The sequence below is a fragment of the Pseudomonas sp. MT92 genome (assembly GCF_058792515.1).
The window spans coordinates 51770-69141 of sequence record NZ_JBXAFA010000006.1; the positions used below are offsets into that span (position 1 = coordinate 51770).

16 protein-coding genes are annotated in these 17372 nt (G+C 59.8%); 8 read left to right on the forward strand and 8 right to left on the reverse strand.

Annotated elements, in window-relative coordinates; all coding sequences use genetic code 11:
• Nucleotides 1–163: 163 nt before the first annotated feature.
• Nucleotides 164–907: a response regulator transcription factor gene (locus AC1Q6D_RS12855; RefSeq protein ID WP_103403954.1), complete on the reverse strand. Its 744-nt coding sequence runs from the start codon at nucleotides 905–907 to the stop codon at nucleotides 164–166.
• Nucleotides 907–2295 (reverse strand): GAF domain-containing sensor histidine kinase, encoded by a 1389-nt coding sequence (locus tag AC1Q6D_RS12860; RefSeq protein WP_256590202.1) that lies wholly within the window; start codon nucleotides 2293–2295, stop codon nucleotides 907–909. Before AC1Q6D_RS12860 ends, AC1Q6D_RS12855 begins: the two co-directional genes overlap by 1 nt.
• 140 nt (nucleotides 2296–2435) lie before the next feature.
• On the opposite strand from AC1Q6D_RS12860, the gene AC1Q6D_RS12865 reads away from it, so the two are divergent.
• From AC1Q6D_RS12865 to AC1Q6D_RS12895, 7 genes are all read left to right on the forward strand, one after another.
• Nucleotides 2436–3458: an ABC transporter substrate-binding protein gene (locus tag AC1Q6D_RS12865; protein ID WP_047532554.1), complete on the forward strand. Its 1023-nt coding sequence runs from the start codon at nucleotides 2436–2438 to the stop codon at nucleotides 3456–3458.
• A gap of 60 nt (nucleotides 3459–3518) precedes the next feature.
• Nucleotides 3519–4973, forward strand: coding sequence for a sugar ABC transporter ATP-binding protein (locus AC1Q6D_RS12870; RefSeq protein WP_103403953.1), 1455 nt, complete (start codon nucleotides 3519–3521; stop codon nucleotides 4971–4973).
• Nucleotides 4970–5950 carry an ABC transporter permease gene (locus AC1Q6D_RS12875; RefSeq protein ID WP_103403952.1) on the forward strand — a complete coding sequence of 327 codons (981 nt, stop codon included), beginning with the start codon at nucleotides 4970–4972 and terminating at the stop codon, nucleotides 5948–5950. Before AC1Q6D_RS12870 ends, AC1Q6D_RS12875 begins: the two co-directional genes overlap by 4 nt.
• Complete coding sequence (locus tag AC1Q6D_RS12880) at nucleotides 5947–6909, forward strand: ABC transporter permease (RefSeq protein ID WP_103403951.1); 963 nt, start codon at nucleotides 5947–5949, stop codon at nucleotides 6907–6909. Before AC1Q6D_RS12875 ends, AC1Q6D_RS12880 begins: the two co-directional genes overlap by 4 nt.
• Nucleotides 6910–6924: 15 nt before the next feature.
• Nucleotides 6925–7836, forward strand: coding sequence for an SMP-30/gluconolactonase/LRE family protein (locus tag AC1Q6D_RS12885; protein ID WP_103403950.1), 912 nt, complete (start codon nucleotides 6925–6927; stop codon nucleotides 7834–7836).
• Between the two features lie 220 nt (nucleotides 7837–8056).
• Nucleotides 8057–9106, forward strand: a complete 1050-nt coding sequence (locus AC1Q6D_RS12890) for an AAA family ATPase (protein WP_103403949.1) — start codon at nucleotides 8057–8059, stop codon at nucleotides 9104–9106.
• Nucleotides 9103–10434 (forward strand): DUF58 domain-containing protein, encoded by a 1332-nt coding sequence (locus AC1Q6D_RS12895; protein WP_103403948.1) that lies wholly within the window; start codon nucleotides 9103–9105, stop codon nucleotides 10432–10434. Before AC1Q6D_RS12890 ends, AC1Q6D_RS12895 begins: the two co-directional genes overlap by 4 nt.
• Before the next feature lie 364 nt (nucleotides 10435–10798).
• Here AC1Q6D_RS12895 and AC1Q6D_RS12900 read toward each other — a convergent pair whose 3' ends face one another.
• The 3 genes from AC1Q6D_RS12900 to AC1Q6D_RS12910 all read right to left on the reverse strand — a co-directional run bounded on the left by AC1Q6D_RS12900 (nucleotide 10799) and on the right by AC1Q6D_RS12910 (nucleotide 12621).
• Entirely contained in the window at nucleotides 10799–11296 is a 498-nt protein-coding gene (locus AC1Q6D_RS12900) for a hypothetical protein (protein WP_103403947.1), read from the reverse strand.
• 332 nt (nucleotides 11297–11628) lie between these two features.
• The gene (locus tag AC1Q6D_RS12905; RefSeq protein WP_103403946.1) at nucleotides 11629–11988 is read right to left on the reverse strand and encodes a PilZ domain-containing protein; all 360 of its coding nucleotides are present in this window, start codon (nucleotides 11986–11988) and stop codon (nucleotides 11629–11631) included.
• Nucleotides 11989–12237: 249 nt separating this feature from the next.
• Nucleotides 12238–12621: a tetratricopeptide repeat protein gene (locus AC1Q6D_RS12910; RefSeq protein WP_103403945.1), complete on the reverse strand. Its 384-nt coding sequence runs from the start codon at nucleotides 12619–12621 to the stop codon at nucleotides 12238–12240.
• Between the two features lie 173 nt (nucleotides 12622–12794).
• Between AC1Q6D_RS12910 and pyk the strand changes: the two genes are divergently transcribed.
• Nucleotides 12795–14246 (forward strand): pyruvate kinase, encoded by a 1452-nt coding sequence (gene pyk / locus AC1Q6D_RS12915; RefSeq protein WP_047532568.1) that lies wholly within the window; start codon nucleotides 12795–12797, stop codon nucleotides 14244–14246.
• Nucleotides 14247–14345: 99 nt separating this feature from the next.
• Here pyk and AC1Q6D_RS12920 read toward each other — a convergent pair whose 3' ends face one another.
• The 3 genes from AC1Q6D_RS12920 to AC1Q6D_RS12930 are packed head-to-tail and all read right to left on the reverse strand — an operon-like array spanning nucleotide 14346 to nucleotide 17159.
• Nucleotides 14346–15095 carry an enoyl-CoA hydratase-related protein gene (locus AC1Q6D_RS12920; protein ID WP_103403944.1) on the reverse strand — a complete coding sequence of 250 codons (750 nt, stop codon included), beginning with the start codon at nucleotides 15093–15095 and terminating at the stop codon, nucleotides 14346–14348.
• Nucleotides 15096–15124: 29 nt separating this feature from the next.
• On the reverse strand, nucleotides 15125–16060 hold the full coding sequence (locus AC1Q6D_RS12925; protein WP_103403943.1) for an iron-sulfur-binding ferredoxin reductase: 936 nt from the start codon (nucleotides 16058–16060) through the stop codon (nucleotides 15125–15127).
• Entirely contained in the window at nucleotides 16053–17159 is a 1107-nt protein-coding gene (locus AC1Q6D_RS12930) for a GGDEF domain-containing protein (protein WP_047532575.1), read from the reverse strand. Before AC1Q6D_RS12930 ends, AC1Q6D_RS12925 begins: the two co-directional genes overlap by 8 nt.
• Between the last annotated feature and the right edge of the window lie 213 nt (nucleotides 17160–17372).

Consider the following 17372-nt stretch of genomic DNA (forward strand, 5'->3'; position numbering starts at 1 on the left):
TGGATTTCCGTGAAATTGGAAACAGACACGTGGAAACTCAGGTGTTTCAGGGTCTATTCAATGCTCTAACTGATGAGTGCAGAGGACGGCAGAAGGAGTCCCTGGAGCAGCGACTCTGGATCATTCCACCGATCATGAAGTGTGGTGCTCCCCCTCGCCTCATTTACACATTGAAATAGTCATGCAACGGATCCTTTAGCCATTCCTGTAGTTCTGCTTCGGCCTGCTCCAGTGCGGTGCGATTGAGCAGTTTGCGCAATAGGGCAATGTTCACCGCGCGGGCCCGGAGGTTGAAGGCCGAACTGCGTTCGCCGGTTTGGGACGGTTGATAGATGCCAAGCTTTTCGTACAGCTGCTGCAAGCGGTTCTGCACGCTGCGCAACGACAGGCTGCGGCGGTTGGCGATGGTGCGGTCGGTCAGCCCCAAGGCGATGTCTTGCAGCACTTCGTATTCTGCATCGGTAAGGCCCACCGACTGGTCCTGGGCCTTTTGCTGGACGCCGCGAATCTCGCGGTCGATCACGCATTGCTGCTCGATGAACAGGCTGCGCAGCGCCAGGCGCAGGCGTTCTTCGGACGCAGTCTTGAGGATGTAGCCGTAGGCCGCCCCTTGCGGAACGATGCGCGCAATACCGCGTACATAGGCTTCATCGGCATAGTTGGACCAGAACAGAATCGAGGTCTCGGGACGCTCCTTCCAGATCGTCTTGGCCGCCTCGACGCCCGTTCGCCTGGGCATTTGCAGGTCCATCACCACACACGCCACTTGATGCTCGTGGGCCAGACGCTCGCCGATCTGGCCGTCGTCGGCCTCCAGCAGGCGCGAGCATTCGGGCATGGCGGCTTCTATGACTTCTTTGAGGAAGGCGCGGTGCACCGGATCGTCTTCTATCAACAGAACGTCCATCAAATCTCCGGATCGCTAGTCAGGTGGTATTCGTCCAGGGGCAACCTTATGCACACCCGTGTGCCCTTGCCCTGTTCGCCACGGTCGATTTGCACCTTGGCACCCAGCAACTGGGCGCGGATCTGCATGTTTTTGATGCCGCCGGTATCCAGGCGATTGCTGCAATCAAGGCCCAGGCCATCGTCGATGATGGTCAGGTTCAGATGGCGCCGCGAGCGGCTGATGTCGATGGCAATCGAGTCCGGCGAAGCGTGTTTGATCGCATTGTTGACCGCTTCCTGAATGATGCGGAATAAAGCGATTTTTTGCGGCTCGGCCAGGCGATTGGCTTGGCCCAAGGTGTTGTCGCGCAGGTGCGTGGCAATTTCCAGCCCGCTATTGCGCACGCTGCGCAGGAGCAAGTCCTCCAGGCCTTCTTCGAAACCGAACAGCTGCAGCACCGTGGGTTTGACCGCATCAATGATAGAGCGCAGCTCTTGCATGCTCTCCTGCAAGGCCTGGCTGATGGGACGCAATGTCTCGCCGCTCAGGCTGTCTTGCAGTTGCAGGCGGGCGAGGCGTCGATGCAGGCGGGTCATGTCGGCCAGGGTCTGGTCGTGCAAGTCCATGCCGATGCGCTGGCGTTCGTTTTCCAGCTCTTCGGTCAGGCGCAAGGCCCCGAGGCGCAAGCCTTCTTCCCGGGCGCGGGTCTGGGCCTGGGCGATGGCCAGTTCCTTGGCCTGGTCGGTCTGGCGCAAGGCGTATAGATAAGAGGCGAGCAGGTCGGCGACGTGTTGGGCATGGTGCACATCGTCCAGGGTGTAGTAATTGGCCGAGTGCATGGAGCAGCTCAAGGCGCCGATCACTTCGTTTCGCACCCGCAACGGCACATGCAATCGACTGCGCAGTTGGGCATCGAAAATCGGCCGGTTGAACGCACCGGGAAACTGAAAACGCGGGTCGTTCATCGCGTCATCACTGAGGATGAAGGGCGCTTCCCCCAGCAACAAAGTGCGCAACGGGCTTTGCGACACTGGCAACGGCTGCTTGGCAAAACCGCTCCATGAGGTATGAACACCGGCCTCGTAGGCAGTGTGCAGATGGTTTTCGGCATTGAGCAGCAACAGGCTCACGTCGAGGTGATCGTGGGGCAGGATGAAGCGGATCTGCTCGGAGACCGCATTGATCATCGACTGGAAGTCCAGCAAGCCAGCCAGGGCCCTGGAGATGCCGAGAAAGTGTTTGAGCACTTCTTCGGCCTGAATGTGTGGTCGTAGCACGATGGTTTCGGCTCTGATTTTGTCCGGCTCACCATACGCCGTGTGCGGTGTGTCCACCACGCCAAGCAGGCGGGCGAGTGAAGGTTTGCGGTGTCGCGCGGGTTTTGTGCGGGATCCCGCACCCATCATGCGTGTATCCGCCGAAAGTCTGCACCTATAGCCACAGACACCGCCTGCTCAGGGGGTGCAGACTGGCCCCGAATGCGTAGTACCACCGGTCAGTTGTTTGCCTGCTGCCGAAAGCCCACAACAATAACAAGGGTCACACTATGAAATTCCAACCATTGCGCTGTGCGCTGCTGTCCAGTGCACTGATTCTGCTGCCAAGCTTCGCCGCTCTGGCCGATACCTCCGATAAAACGATTGCCTTGTCCAACAACTATGCGGGTAACTCCTGGCGTCAGGGCATGCTTGCCAGTTGGCAACAAACCACGGAAAAAGCCGTCAAGGACGGGTTGATCGCCGGTGCCGATTCGTTCACCACGGGTGAGAACCAAGCCACGGAACAAGCGGCGCAAATCCAGAACCTGATCCTGCAGGGTTACAACGCCATCGTCATTGATGCAGCATCGCCCACCGCCCTCAACGGCGCGGTGAAGCAGGCGTGTGACGCAGGCATCATCGTCGTTTCCTTTGACGGCGTGGTCACCGAGCCTTGCGCCTACCGCATCTCCATGGACTTCAAGCAAAGCGGCATCGCCCAGATGGACTATCTGGCCGAGCGTTACCCCGACGGTGCCAATGTGCTGGAGGTGCGCGGCCTGGCCGGGGTCTCTGTGGATGAGCTGATTCACTCCGGAATTGTGGCCGGCGCGCAGAAGCATCCCAAGCTCAAACTGGTCGGTTCGGTGAATGGCAACTGGTCCCAGACCGCCGCGCAAAAAGCGGTGGCCGGGGTGCTGCCCAGCTTGCCGAAAATCGACGCGGTGGTGGCCCAGGGTGATGATGGTTACGGCGTGGCCCAGGCGTTTACCGCGGCGGGGCGACCGATCCCGACCATCATGTTCGGCAACCGCGAGGAAGAGCTGTCGTGGTGGAAGAAACAGAAAGACGCCAATGGTTACCAGTCCTTCTCCATCTCCAGCGCACCGAGTATTTCCAGCCTGGCGTTCTACGTCGCCCAACAACTGCTGGATGGCAAAGAACTGCCCCACGACTTGCTCTCGCCAGCGCTCAGTGTGACCCAGGACACCCTGGAATCCTCGCTCAAGGGCGTTGAAAAGGGCGGGATTGTCAGTCAGGTCTACAGCATCGAAGACGTCGCGGGCCTGAAAACCTCATCCGCCCAATAACCAACGCACATCGCGCCGCGGTGTTTGGCTGAGCGGCGTGGCACTGTCGAGGAGGCTGTTATGACTTTCCCCAACCCTGCGTTGGTGACCTTTACGGGCACTGGCAAGTCGTTCGGCGCGGTGCGTGCGCTGAGCGAGGTCAATCTGAGTTTTCACCGGGGTGAATGCCTGGGCCTGATCGGTCACAACGGCGCCGGTAAATCCACCCTGATGCAGGTGCTGGCCGGTACCCTGAGTGCCGATTGCGGCGTGTTGCACTTGGCCAGGCATGAAGTGCGCAGCAGTTACAACGTGCAGATGGCCCGCCAGCACGGCATTCGTTGCGTGTTTCAGGAACTGTCTTTGTGCCCGAACCTGAGCGTTGCCGAGAACCTGCGGCTGATGTCGCCAGCGATTCGTGGCTGGGGTTGGCGCCGACAGGCCAAGGCGCTGATCGACGCCAGCCTTGATGAGATTTTTCCCGGCCATGGTATTGCAGCCGACGACATCGTCGCCGACCTGCCGATTGGCAAGCGGCAGATGGTTGAGATTGCCCGTGCTTTTGTCCAGGTGGATGAGCGCCTGGAACTGGTGATTCTCGACGAGCCCACCTCTTCGCTGGACGCCCGGGTGGCCGAGCAATTGCTGGGTTTCGTCCGGCGCTTCGTGGCGGGTGGCGGCAGCGTGGTGCTGATCAGCCATATCCTCGGTGAGATGCTCGACACCTGCGACCGCATTGCGGTGATGCGCGATGGCCGCATCGTGGAGATTCGCCCGGCGGGGGATTTCAGTCACGCCTCGCTGGTGGAATGCATGGGCAGCGCGACCAAGGAGGCAGTACAGCAGCAGGCGTTTGTCTCCCGTCGTGAAGGCAAGGCCGCAGTGGTCGAACAGCGGCCGGCGCGCCAGGTCGATGGCCAGACGGTCAAGGCCCATACCGGTGAAATCGTCGGTCTGGCGGGCCTGGCCGGGCATGGTCAGAGCCAACTGCTGATTCAAGTGTTGCGCCAACGCATCACCCGCGGCCAGGGGGCGGCGCTGGTGGCCGGTGATCGGCAGACCGATGGCGTTTTCCCGCTGTGGTCGATTGCCGAAAACATCACCATCAGTTCCCTGGCGGACCTCAAGCGCGGCGCCTTGATCGATCCACAAGCCGAACGCGCCATGGCCGAACAATGGCAGACCCGCATGGGCATTCGTACGCCGGACATGGACAACCCGATTCTTTCATTGTCCGGCGGAAACCAGCAAAAGGCCCTGTTCGCCAGGGCCCTGGCCTCGCGTAATGACCTGATCCTGATGGACGACCCCATGCGCGGCGTCGATGTGGGCACCAAACGCGAGGTGTATTCGATCATCGCCCAAGAGGCCGCCAAAGGCCGGACCTTTATCTGGTACACCACCGAACTGGAAGAGCTCGACTACTGCGATCACATCTATGTGTTTCGCGACGGTCAGGTGGTGTTGGATCTACCCCGCAACGAATTGAGCGAGGAGCAGATTTTGCGTTGCTCCTTCGAGGAACAACCGGCATGAACCCATCCCTGTCCTTGAGCGCGCTAGCGCTGAAAAAACCGCAGATCAATCGTGCGCGGCTACTACGCAGCGCCTTGCCTGGCTTGTCGCTGGCGTTGCTGCTGGTGGCGATTTTCATCATCCAGCCACGGGCCATAAGCTACATGGGCATGAACCTGATGCTCAACCTCGCGGTGCCGATTGCCTTGGCAACCATCGCGCAGATGCTGATCATCACGGTCAATGACCTGGACCTGTCCCTGGGCAGTTTCATCAGTTTCGTTGCCTGCGTCGCGGCCACTTTGCTCAACGAGCATCCGCTGCTCGGTTGCCTCGCATTGCTGGCCTGTATCGCGGTGTACGCGCTGATTGGGGCGTTGATCCATACCCGCAATTTGCCGTCGATCGTAGTGACGTTGGGCATGTCGTTTATCTGGATGGGCGGTGCCGTGTTGCTGCTACCCGCGCCCGGCGGCAGCGCGCCGCACTGGCTGCAAAGCCTGGTGCGGATCAAGACACCCTGGCTGCCGTTCGCAATCATCGTCTGCATAGTACTGGCATTGCTGGTGCATGCCTTCCTCATGCGTTCGCCCCTCGGCGTGGTGTTGCGCGGGGCGGGCGGCAACCCGCTGGCGGTGGCCAAGGCCGGTTGGTCGCTGCTGCGCATCAAGGTCTCGCTCTATGCCCTGGCCGGCAGTTTTGGCGTATTGGCCGGATTGTTCCTGGTGGGCCTGACCACCTCGGCGGACGCCACCATCGCCCTGCGCTACACCTTGCTGTCGATTGCCGGGGTGATCCTCGGTGGCGGCGAATTTGTCGGCGGTCGGGTGTCACCGATTGGCGCGGTACTGGGTGCCTTGACCCTGGTGCTGGCCGGTTCGTTGTTGTCATTCATGCGCATTTCCCCTGACTGGCAGATCGGTGCCCAGGGCGCAATCCTGATTCTGGTGCTGGCCCTGCGTGCCGCCGTCAATCGCCTGGAGACCCGGCCCCTATGAACCCTCGTGCTTCGTTGTCCACGCTGACGCGCAAACCCTGGTTATGGTCGTTTTTGGCGGCATTGCTGATCTGGCTGGCGACCATCGCCTTTACCGGTGGAGCGGGCGCCGGTTCGCTGCTGTCGGGCGCCCTGAGTTTTTCGGCGTTTTTCGTCATCGTCGGCATCGGCCAGATGTTCGTCATCACAACCGGTCCCGGCAATATCGACCTGTCGATCCCGGCCAATATCGCCTTGAGCGGCGCCATCGGCATGAAGTTGATGAACGGCGATCCAGGGTTGATCTGGCTCGGTGTGCTGGGCGTGTTCTGCAGCGGTCTGTTGGTGGGCTGTAGCAATTACGCGTTGATTCGCGTGCTGCGCATTCCGCCGATCATCGCCACCCTGTCCGCCAGTTTCCTGTTGCAGTCGATGGCCATCGCTTACGGCCGTAGCGTGCGGGTGCAACCGCCGGAAATTTTCTATCAGTTCTGCACCGGCAACCTGTGGGGCGTGCCGTACCTGGCGATCAGCGTTGTCGTGCTCGCGGTGCTGATGGCGGTGGTGCTCAACCGCACCCTTTACGGGCGTTGGGTCATCGCCATCGGCCAGAACCCGCGAGCCGCCGAACTGGCGGGTGGCCGGATCGGGCGTGTGCGATTTGCCACCTATGTGCTCAGCGCGTTGCTGGCCTCCTTGTGCGGATTGCTGCTGGCGGGCTTCTCCGGCGGTGCGTCCTTGAGCATGGGCGATGAATACCTGTTGGCCTCGATTGCCGTGGTGGTGATCGGTGGCACCTCGGTGGCAGGGGGTTTTTCCAACGTGCCAGGGATCTGGGGCGCATCGCTGTTTCTGTATTTACTGGTGAGCATGCTCAACACCTTCGGCACCAGCGCCGGGGTACGGATGATCCTCACCGGGTTAATCATCATCGCGGTGATTACCGCCGTCAGCGGCCGCAGATCGGCCCGCTCCGCTTGAATCTTGGGTACTGACATGTCCGAACCTGTTTACGAATACCTCGACCCGCGCTTTCGCGCGCTGACGTTGCCCAATACCCAGTTGGAGCGGCTGTACGACCAATGCCGCTGGGCCGAAGGTCCGGTGTGGTTCAACGATGGCGGCTACCTGCTCTGGAGCGACATTCCGAACCAGCGCATCTTGCGCTGGACCCCGGAGCAGGGCGTCTCGGTCTATCGCCACGCCTCGAACTTCGCCAACGGCAACACCCGAGATGTGCAGGGACGCTTGATCACCTGTGAGCACGGCACCCGCCGCGTGACCCGCACCGAGCCGGATGGCTCGATCACTGTGCTGGCCGAGCGCTTTGAAGGACGACGCCTTAATTCGCCGAACGATGTGGTGGTGCATCGCGATGGCGGCATCTGGTTCACCGACCCGACCTACGGAATCCTCAGCGACTACGAGGGCTTTAAGGCTGACCCCGAGCAGGCGAGTCGCAATGTCTACCGCATTGACCCGCGTACCGGCGAGCTGAGTTGTGTCGCCGACGACTTTGTGCAGCCCAATGGCCTGGCTTTTTCGCCGGACGGCAGCACCCTCTACGTGGCCGATTCGGCGCGCACCCACGACCCCGATGCACCGCATCACATTCGTGCCCTGACGGTGCTGGACAATTGCCGGCTTGGCGCTTCGCGGGTGCTGGCGCAGATTGAGCCGGGGATTCCCGATGGGCTGCGGGTCGACGTGCAGGGCAATATCTGGACCAGCGCCGGGGACGGAATTCAGTGTTTCGCGCCGTGTGGCACATTGCTGGGCAAGATCCTGCTGCCGGAGAAAGTCGCCAACCTGACGTTTGGCGGGCCACGGCGCAATCGGTTATTCATTACCGCGAACACTTCGCTGTACATGATTCATGTGGCGGTGGCAGGGGCGCAAATGCCTTGAAACATTGCGCACCCGCCCCTCGATCCCGACAAGAGCGACCAAGCGGGTATATAACTTCCTGAGCGGATTCGCGATGTAGCGCTCGTGATGGCCTAACCTCCACTTCAGACAACTCAAAACGAGAGGTCACTCCGGACGTGCAATCGTGCAGATTGGCAGCCAATCACAGGTTACGCACGTCAAAAAATGAAAAAAACCAGATTAGGTAAGTGACTGATTTATGGAAGAAAAACCACAGGTGACAGTCACCAGCGCTGCGCAAGTCGTGACGAGTGAACAGATCGAGCCCGGCACACCTGGCCATGCCGAGCAGCAACGCCTGCGCGCCAGCCAACTGGCCCAAGCGATACGCAACGAGCTGCAAAAAGTCGTGATCGGCCAGGGCAGCGTGATCGACGACGTTCTCACCGCGCTGATTGCCGGCGGCCACGTATTGCTCGAAGGCGTGCCGGGGCTGGGCAAGACGTTGCTGGTACGCGCGCTGGCGCGTTGCTTCGGCGGTGAATTCGCCCGTATTCAGTTCACCCCGGACCTGATGCCCAGCGATGTCACCGGGCATGCGGTGTACGACCTGCAAACCGAGCAATTCAAACTGCGCAAAGGCCCGCTGTTCACCCACCTGTTACTGGCCGACGAGATCAACCGTGCCCCGGCGAAAACCCAGGCCGCCTTGCTCGAAGCCATGCAGGAGCGGCAAGTCACCCTGGAAGGTCGCGCCCTGCCGATCGCGCAGCCCTTCATGGTGCTCGCCACACAGAACCCCATCGAACAGGAAGGCACTTATCCACTGCCGGAAGCCGAGCTGGATCGCTTCATGCTCAAGGTGCGCATGGACTACCCGGACGCCGGGCAGGAACTGGACATGGTGCGTCAAGTCTGCCGCTCTACCCGCGCCGACATGCTCGACGTGCAACCATTGCGCACCCTCCTGCAGGCCAAAGACGTGCTGGTCCTGCAACGTATCGCCAGCGAACTGCCCCTGGACGATCAGGTGCTCGACTACGCCGTGCGTCTGGCCCGTACCACCCGCGGCTGGCCGGGACTGACACTCGGCGCCGGGCCCAGAGCCTCCATAGCCCTGGTGCGTTGCGCCAGGGCGCGGGCCCTGTTGCGCGGTGGCGAGTTCGTGATTCCGGACGACATCAAGGGCTGCGCGCTGGCCGTGCTGCGCCATCGGGTGCGCATCTCGCCAGAACTGGACATCGAAGGGCTGGAGGTCGATCACGTGCTACGGCAATTGCTCGATCAAGTACCGGCGCCACGCCTGTGAAACCGACCCGCCTGCTGTTGCTCTGGCTCGCCTTGCTGCTGGCCGTCGGCATCGTGCTGGGCGCTGTGCGGGCATTGGGAATCGACGTTGCACCAAGCCTGCTACGAATCAACTGGGCGTTGCTGCTGGCGTTGCTGGTATTGGCTGCTCTGGACATCGTGCTGATCAAACGCCTGCCATCCCCGAGGGTTACCCGACGCCTGTCCGGCAGTCTGGCGCTGGGTCGATGGAGCGAAACCAACCTGGAGGTCGAGCATGATTTTTCCCAATCATTGAACATCCAGCTCTTCGACCACGTACCGGATGGGCTGAACGTTGAAAACCTGCCCCTGACGGTGGAGCTTCAGCCCGGCCAACGCAGCCTGACCGGCTATCGTCTGCGCCCGCTCAAACGTGGTCACTTCAGCTTCGAACACTGCGAAGTCAGCCTGCCCGGCCCATTGGGCTTGTGGTCCGACAAACGCCTGCTGACCGTTCCGGACCAGACCCGTGTCTATCCGGATTTCGCCCGCCTCTACGGCGGCCAGTTACTGGCTGTGGATAACTGGCTCAGCCAGCTCGGCGTACGCCAACACCAACGCCGTGGCCAGGGGCAGGAGTTTCATCAGTTGCGCGAATTTCGCGAGGGCGACAGCCTGCGGCAAATCGACTGGAAGGCCACCGCCCGCCAACGCACGCCGATTGCCCGGGAGTATCAGGACGAACGTGACCAGCAGATAATCTTCCTGCTCGACTGCGGACGCCGCATGCGCAGTCAGGACGGCGAGCTGTCGCATTTCGACCATGCGCTCAATGCCTGCCTGCTGCTGAGTTACGTCGCACTACGCCAGGGCGACGCGGTGGGATTCAGCACCTTTGCGAGCGAGCAAGCTCGCTACCTCGCCCCAGTCAAAGGCACCGGGCAACTCAACGTTTTGCTCAATACGGTCTACGACCTGTACAGCAGTCAACATAGTGCTGACTATCAAACCGCCATCACCCAACTTTTGGCCCGACAAAAACGTCGAGCGCTGGTGGTGTTGATGACCAATCTGCGCGATGAAGATGATGAGGAACTGCTCACGGCCGTCAAACGAATGGGCAAACAGCATCAAGTGATCGTCGCCAGCATGAGGGAAGACGTACTCGACCGCATTCGCCAAGCCCCCGTGCAAACCTTGTCCGAAGCACTGGCCTACTGCGGAGCGATGGATTACCTCAATGCACGGACCAAACTCCACGAGAAACTGGACGCTCATGGGATATCAGCAATAAATGTCTTGCCCCGGGAATTGGGTGTGGACTTGTTAACGCGTTATCTGAACTGGAAAAAAAACGGTACGTTGTAGGGGGGCGGTGGCATCAGGCGCAATCAAACATTCCCGCTCCAAAAAACATAAATCGCCTTACCAACAACGAACGCCCCAAAAAACACATCTAATTGCGCAATGTAAAATTCAACCACCCATCTGCAACACCCACCTAAAAAAGACAACCCCATACAAAACGACAACACCAACCCTCCCCCCAATAAAAACTGACGGCAGCATTTTCAAAATCAATAACAAGAAGAAATCCATCAAACACTTTGAAGTACTACCGCCCCTCGACCAGAAGCCATTTCACACTGACGCGTTTAGAGGTTTAGCACGACCACTAACAAAACAGACAGCATGATTGCTCAGCACGAAGAAATTAAAGGTGTTTTACTTATCACGGAATCAAATCAACTACATTCCCCCAACTATCGCGCTCACCCACGCCATTATTGGTTCCGTCATACTCAATTCGAATTTTAAAACCCGCTCTGAACACGGGGTCATGAACGACGCTCAGGCCCACGCTATAGGCATGCCACTGCGCGTTTTGGCTCATCGCGTCGGGTGAGTTCACACGCTGTGAGCCATAACTTTCAAGTTGCACATCAATATTGGCGCGATACCAATACTTATTACTCGGCCGACTGGTCAAAAAGTACCTCAATGTCCGCACATACACTCGGCCACTATCAAATTTATATTGATACTCCACCTGCCCCGTCAACTCCGGAACTCTTAAATGCCGATGATGATAAGTGAAAACCTCCACACCTTCCCAAAAACTATCGAAAAGCTCTTCACCTTCACCGCGCGCTACAAATGAACCATCTTTAAAGTCATCAGCCAGCACGTATTTCACCACAAGATTTTCTTTATCAGCTTTACCATTCATCTGCCACCTCCACAAAGACACTAATAGACTGCCCAGAAAAAATAACTCAATCGCCTATTCATTTACCACTGTCAGAACTGACAGTTATGAAGACACAAATGGAATAACCAATATGACTTTTTATTTCCAAACCAGAAATATTAATACCAGGTTCATTGACGTAAGACTGTGCCCTGGAGAGCAACGACCTTCCTCGCAACAATCTCACGCCCATGACCAAACACGCTGGGCTCTTGTAGGCGGCGCCGCTCAATAGCGTGCATTTGACAAGCCTGTGATGCTTCAACGGAAGCACACACGCTGAGGGTAGTCAGCCTGTGATCATTTGCCTCTCAAGCCGAAGCCGGCAACGTATGAAAACTGAAGTACTGCTTCAACGCCTCTACCAGTTGCCCATACTCCGGCGGCGGCCGGTGCAAGCTGAACCCGGCGTCATAGTGCTGAGGGGTTGCGTCTTCGTGGCACCACAGGCAACACGCCCGCAGGTCGATGACCTGTTGGCAACCATCGCTGGCGGGGATCTTCAGGCGTAAATCGAAGTCCGCGCCGATCATCAGGGGCAACTGACTGATCAGCATCAGCCCGTCCTCGGACACGTTGCCCAGAAATCCGATGGGTTTGTCGGTGATGCTGTTGAACACTTTCAGAAAATACGGCAGTTGATGCCGCTCGATCCGGCGGTCAGTGAACATGCTGAATTCGCTATGCAAGGCCCTTAAGCAGGGCCGCACTAATGCTTCGGAACAGACCTGCCTGGTGTGGTTTGACAGCCACGGGCGGCCCGCTCTCCCCGATCCCGGTGCGACAGTCGCCGAAAACCGCTGCCGCTTACCTCTGCCGATCACAGGTGTTACCTCGGTTTAGAGGCAAGGCTCTAAAACCGGTCTAATCGACTATAGCTCACCACCGCCGGTAGGCCAGCCATCAGATGACCACTGACATCAGAACCGGGTCGGGCGCACCACCGCCGCACTGCGAGTCGGGTAATGGCCCAGGCTCTGCAGGGTTTCCAGGCGAGCGCGGGCGCGGTAGGCGTACTCGCTCTGCGGATAGGACGCGATAATGAATTGGTAAGTCTGAGCCGCATCGATAAACATCTTCTGCCGTTCCAGGCACTGACCGCGCATCATCGAGACTTCAGGCCACACATAGGGGCGTGCCCGGCTGTCGCGCTCGACCTTGGACAACTCAAGCATCACCTGCTCGCAATTGCCACGGTCATAGGCACTGTAGGCATTGTTCAAATGATGATTCATCGCCCAACGGGTGCAACCGGTGACGCTGAAGGCGCTGATGGCAAGGGCAGCAACGAGTACGAAACGCATGGGAAAATCTCCTGTCTTGAACGCTGTATCGACCCATGGTCGGAAATCTTCAGGCGGCCGGGATGCAAAGTTGCGGTGTTCAATAAAGAAAGCAATAAGTAGTGCATACGAACAATGACTACAACTTCGGACCATAGTAGCCTCACTCAGCGCTTGAACTCAGGAGTCTTTGCATGTCCGTCCGTCGTACCAAAATCGTTGCCACCCTTGGCCCGGCCAGTAACTCGCCGGAAGTTCTCGAACAGCTGATTCTGGCTGGCCTGGACGTCGCCCGTCTGAACTTCTCCCACGGCACCCCCGACGAGCATAAGGCTCGCGCCAAGCTGGTGCGTGATCTCGCTGCCAAGCATGGCCGCTTCGTGGCCCTGCTGGGTGACCTGCAAGGCCCGAAAATCCGTATCGCCAAATTCGCCAACAAGCGCATCGAGCTGAAGATCGGTGATCAATTCACCTTCTCCACCAGCCATCCGCTGACTGAAGGCAACCAGCAAGTGGTCGGCATCGATTACCCGGATCTGGTCAAGGACTGCGGCGTGGGCGACGAGCTGCTGCTCGACGACGGTCGCGTCGTGATGCGTGTCGATACCGCCACCGCCACCGAACTGCACTGCACCGTGACCATCGGCGGTCCGCTGTCGGACCACAAAGGCATCAACCGTCGCGGTGGTGGCCTGACCGCACCGGCCCTGACCGAAAAAGACAAGGCTGACATCAAGCTCGCCGCCGAAATGCAGGTCGACTACCTCGCCGTATCGTTCCCGCGTGACGCTGCCGACATGGAGTACGCCCGTCAACTGCGCGACGAAGCTGGCGGCACCGCCTGGCTGGTGGCGAAGATCGAACGCGCCGAAGCCGTGGCCGACGACGAAACCCTCGATGGCCTGATCAAGGCATCCGACGCCGTGATGGTGGCCCGTGGTGACCTGGGCGTGGAAATCGGCGACGCCGAGCTGGTGGGCATCCAGAAGAAAATCATTCTGCATGCACGCCGCCACAACAAGGCCGTGATCGTGGCGACCCAGATGATGGAGTCGATGATCCAGAACCCGATGCCGACCCGTGCTGAAGTGTCCGACGTGGCGAACGCCGTGCTCGACTACACCGACGCCGTGATGCTTTCTGCGGAAAGTGCCGCCGGTCTGTATCCGCTGGAGGCCGTGCAGGCCATGGCACGCATCTGTGTCGGCGCCGAAAAGCACCCGACCAGCAAGACGTCCAGCCACCGCATCGGCAAGGAATTCACGCGTTGCGACGAGAGCATTGCCCTGGCGACCATGTACACCGCCAACCACTTCCCGGGCGTGAAGGCGATCATCGCCCTGACCGAAAGTGGCTACACCCCGCTGATCATGTCGCGCATCCGTTCCTCGGTGCCGATCTACGCGTTCACCCCGCACCGTGAAGCCCAGGCTCGCGCGGCGCTGTTCCGTGGCGTGTACACCATTCCGTTCGATCCGGCTTCGCTGGCGCCGAACGAAGTCAGCCAGAAGGCGATCGACGAACTGGTCAAGCGCGGCATCGTGGTGAAAGGCGACTGGGTCATCCTGACCAAGGGCGACAGCTACCACACCACCGGTGGCACCAACGGCATGAAAATCCTGCACGTTGGCGACCCGATGGTCTGAGTGACTGCTCGCTGAAAGACGAAAGCCCCGCCATGTGAATGCCGGGGCTTTTTATTTTCTGATCCAGTGAATGCGTGGCCCGTAAAGGCCACGCTCAACTCAATGCCTGTTGATAAACCCTGCCAACGCCGCCATCGCTTCCGGCGAACGCAGCCGCTGGGTGAACAACGCACCCTCTTCTTCTATGACCTTGCGCAACATCTCCCGATCCGGCGCCCTCATCAATTGCTTGCTGATACGCACCGCTTCCGGCGGCAGCGACTCAAAACGCAGCGCCATTTCCCGCGCCTTGGCCAACGTCTCTTCGCCACTGCCCAAGGCTTCGCAGGCAATGCCCCATGCGGCAGCTTGTTCACCGTTGAACCCCTCACCGAGCAACAGCAACTCCGCCGCCCTGGCCTGCCCGAGCAAGCGCGGCAGGATCAGGCTGGAACCGAATTCCGGGCACAAACCAAGGTTGACGAATGGCATGCGCAAACGCGCATCGCGGCTGACGTACACCAGATCACAATGCAGCAACAGGGTCGTACCAATGCCCACCGCTGCACCCGCCACCGCCGCGATCACCGGCTTGCGGCATTCAAGCAGGTTGAGCATGAACTGGAACACCGGGCTGTCGAGGCCGCTCGGCGGTTGCTGGATGAAATCGGCAATGTCGTTGCCGGCGGTGAAGCACTCACTGGAACCCGTGATCAGTACGGCATGGATTTCAGGGTCGTGGTCGGCCAGTTTCAGCGCTTCGGCCAGGTGGCTGTACATGGCGCGGGTCAGGGCGTTTTTCTTGTCGGGACGATTCAGCTGCAGGGTCAGCAGCCCCCGTTCGCGTTCAACTTGGATGGCATCGGTCATGGCAGGTCTCGCGTCTGAAAGATCAGCGCTCAACCACGGGGCAGGAAGACGTCGGCCAGCAGTTGATTGCGCGGCAATCCCGCCAGGTACAGGCGTCGAGCAAAGGCGTCGATGCTGTCGGGGGCTCCGCAGAGTAAGGCCTGGGTTTGCCGGGAAACAAGCCGCAGTTGCGCCAAAGCCGCCGGCAACTCGGCCGCGGTCCACAGCTCGATACTCAGGTTCGACCGGTTCGCCGCAAGGGCTTGCAGGGGTTTGGCCAGATAATGCTCATTGGCATCATGGGCCAGGTGAATGACACGAATCGCACCCTGGTGATCCTGGCGCAACGCTTCGCGCAACACACCGAACAGCGGCCCCAATCCGGTGCCCGCAGCCATCAGCCACAGCGGGCGCTCGTGCCAGTCCGGGTCGTAATGCAAGGCCCCGCCACGCAACTCGCCGAGACGGATCCCGTCGCCGATCTTCAGTTGACGCGCCGCATCGCTGAATTGCCCGGGCTGTCGACAATCGAGGTGAAACTCCAGAAAACGGTCATCTTGCGGCAGGCTGGCGAGGGAGTAAGGCCGCGCCACATTGCCCGCCCACAACACCAGATGCTGGCCGGCGCTGTAGCGCAATGGCCGCTGCGGGATCAGGCGCAAACGCAACACGCTGGCGCTCAGCCAATCGACGGCGGCGACCTCGGCCGGCTGGCCATCCCGCTGCGGGTCGAAGGTGTGCACCTGCAGGTCCTCGATCACCTGGCACTGACAGGCCAGGCGCCAGCCTTGCTGACGCTGCTCGGCGCTCAAGGCATCGGGACGGCTGTCGCTCGGCAGGCCTTGCACACATTGCACCAGGCAGGCATGACAACTGCCGGCGCGACAGCTGTAGGGCACCGGCACGCCGTTCTGATTCAGGGCATCCAGCAAATTACTGCCCGCCGCCACCGACCATAGACGGTCGCCAACACGCAACTCAGGCATCGACGTTTTCCCAGGCCGCCGCGCAACGGTTGCGGCCGTCGCGTTTGGCGCGATAAAGCGCCTGGTCCGCGCGCTGCAAGGCATCGTCGAGATCATCACCGAGTTCCAGCAGGGTCATGCCGGCGGACAGGCTGAGGTTGCGCACATTCAGGCCAATCAACTCGACATCGGTGAAGGCTATGCGCAGCCGCTCGCAACAGGAGGTCAAGCTCTCGGGATCGCAATCGGGCAGCAGCACCACGAACTCCTCGCCGCCATAACGGGCCAGGACATCACCCTCGCGCAGACAGGCCGAGGCCACGCCGGCAAAGGCTTGCAACACCTGGTCGCCTGCGGCGTGGCCGTGCAGATCGTTGATGCGTTTGAAATGGTCGAGATCGATCAGCGCCAGGCCATGCACGACACCCACTTCCATGGCGTTCAACTCGCGGGAGGCCAGGCGCAGGAAGTGCCGACGATTGAACAATCCGGTCAACTCATCAGTGGCCACCAGGTCCTCGAGCTGACGCATCATCCCGCGCAGCGTGTCCTGGTGCGCCTGCAAGGCAAATCGCCGCTGACGCATGCGGTGTCGCGAAGCCTGGACATAACCGGCATAGAGCACCAGCCACACCAGCACGATCAACAGCACGCACACTTGCAACGCCGCCAATGCCGGGTCAGGCAACTGGAAGTGGTAGCCCTCCCACAGCGTGATCGCGCTGAAACTGAAAAACACCAGCGAGGCACAACGCACAAATGAGCGACGGGACAGATGGAACAGCCCGAACAGCAGAATCAGTACGTAAAAAACCAGAAACGCCCCACGGGCATCCCCCAGGTGTGCGATCAGCCAGGTTTGCCACCCCAGCCCCAGCAAGACTTGGGCCTCGGTCAGGCTGGGGTCGGCAAAGCGCAGGTTGAGGCCCGAATAGAACAGTGCAAACAGCGTCGCCTGACTGATGACCACCAGTGCGCTGCCAATGGCAACGCCGGAGAGCGACTCTTCATAGTGCCCGGTAAAAAATGCCAGCCACAGCAATACCAATGCCAGGGCATAGGTGCCGGCCGCAAGGGCGAAACGCTTGAGCAACAGTCGCTGGATGGCGTTATGGGTCAATCGTTGACTCACCGAATGAAAGGAGACTGACAGAGCGTCCTACTCTACAGACCGTATGTCACTTTAGTGGCGTGGCCAATAAATGACCATCCTATTTTCAAGGGTGGATAACAGGAATACACGCGACTCAACGGGAGCAAGCTCCCTCGCCACAAAAGCAATATGCCTTTATCTGCCCGTTTCAAACTTGCTGCTGCCTGTATGCGACCAACG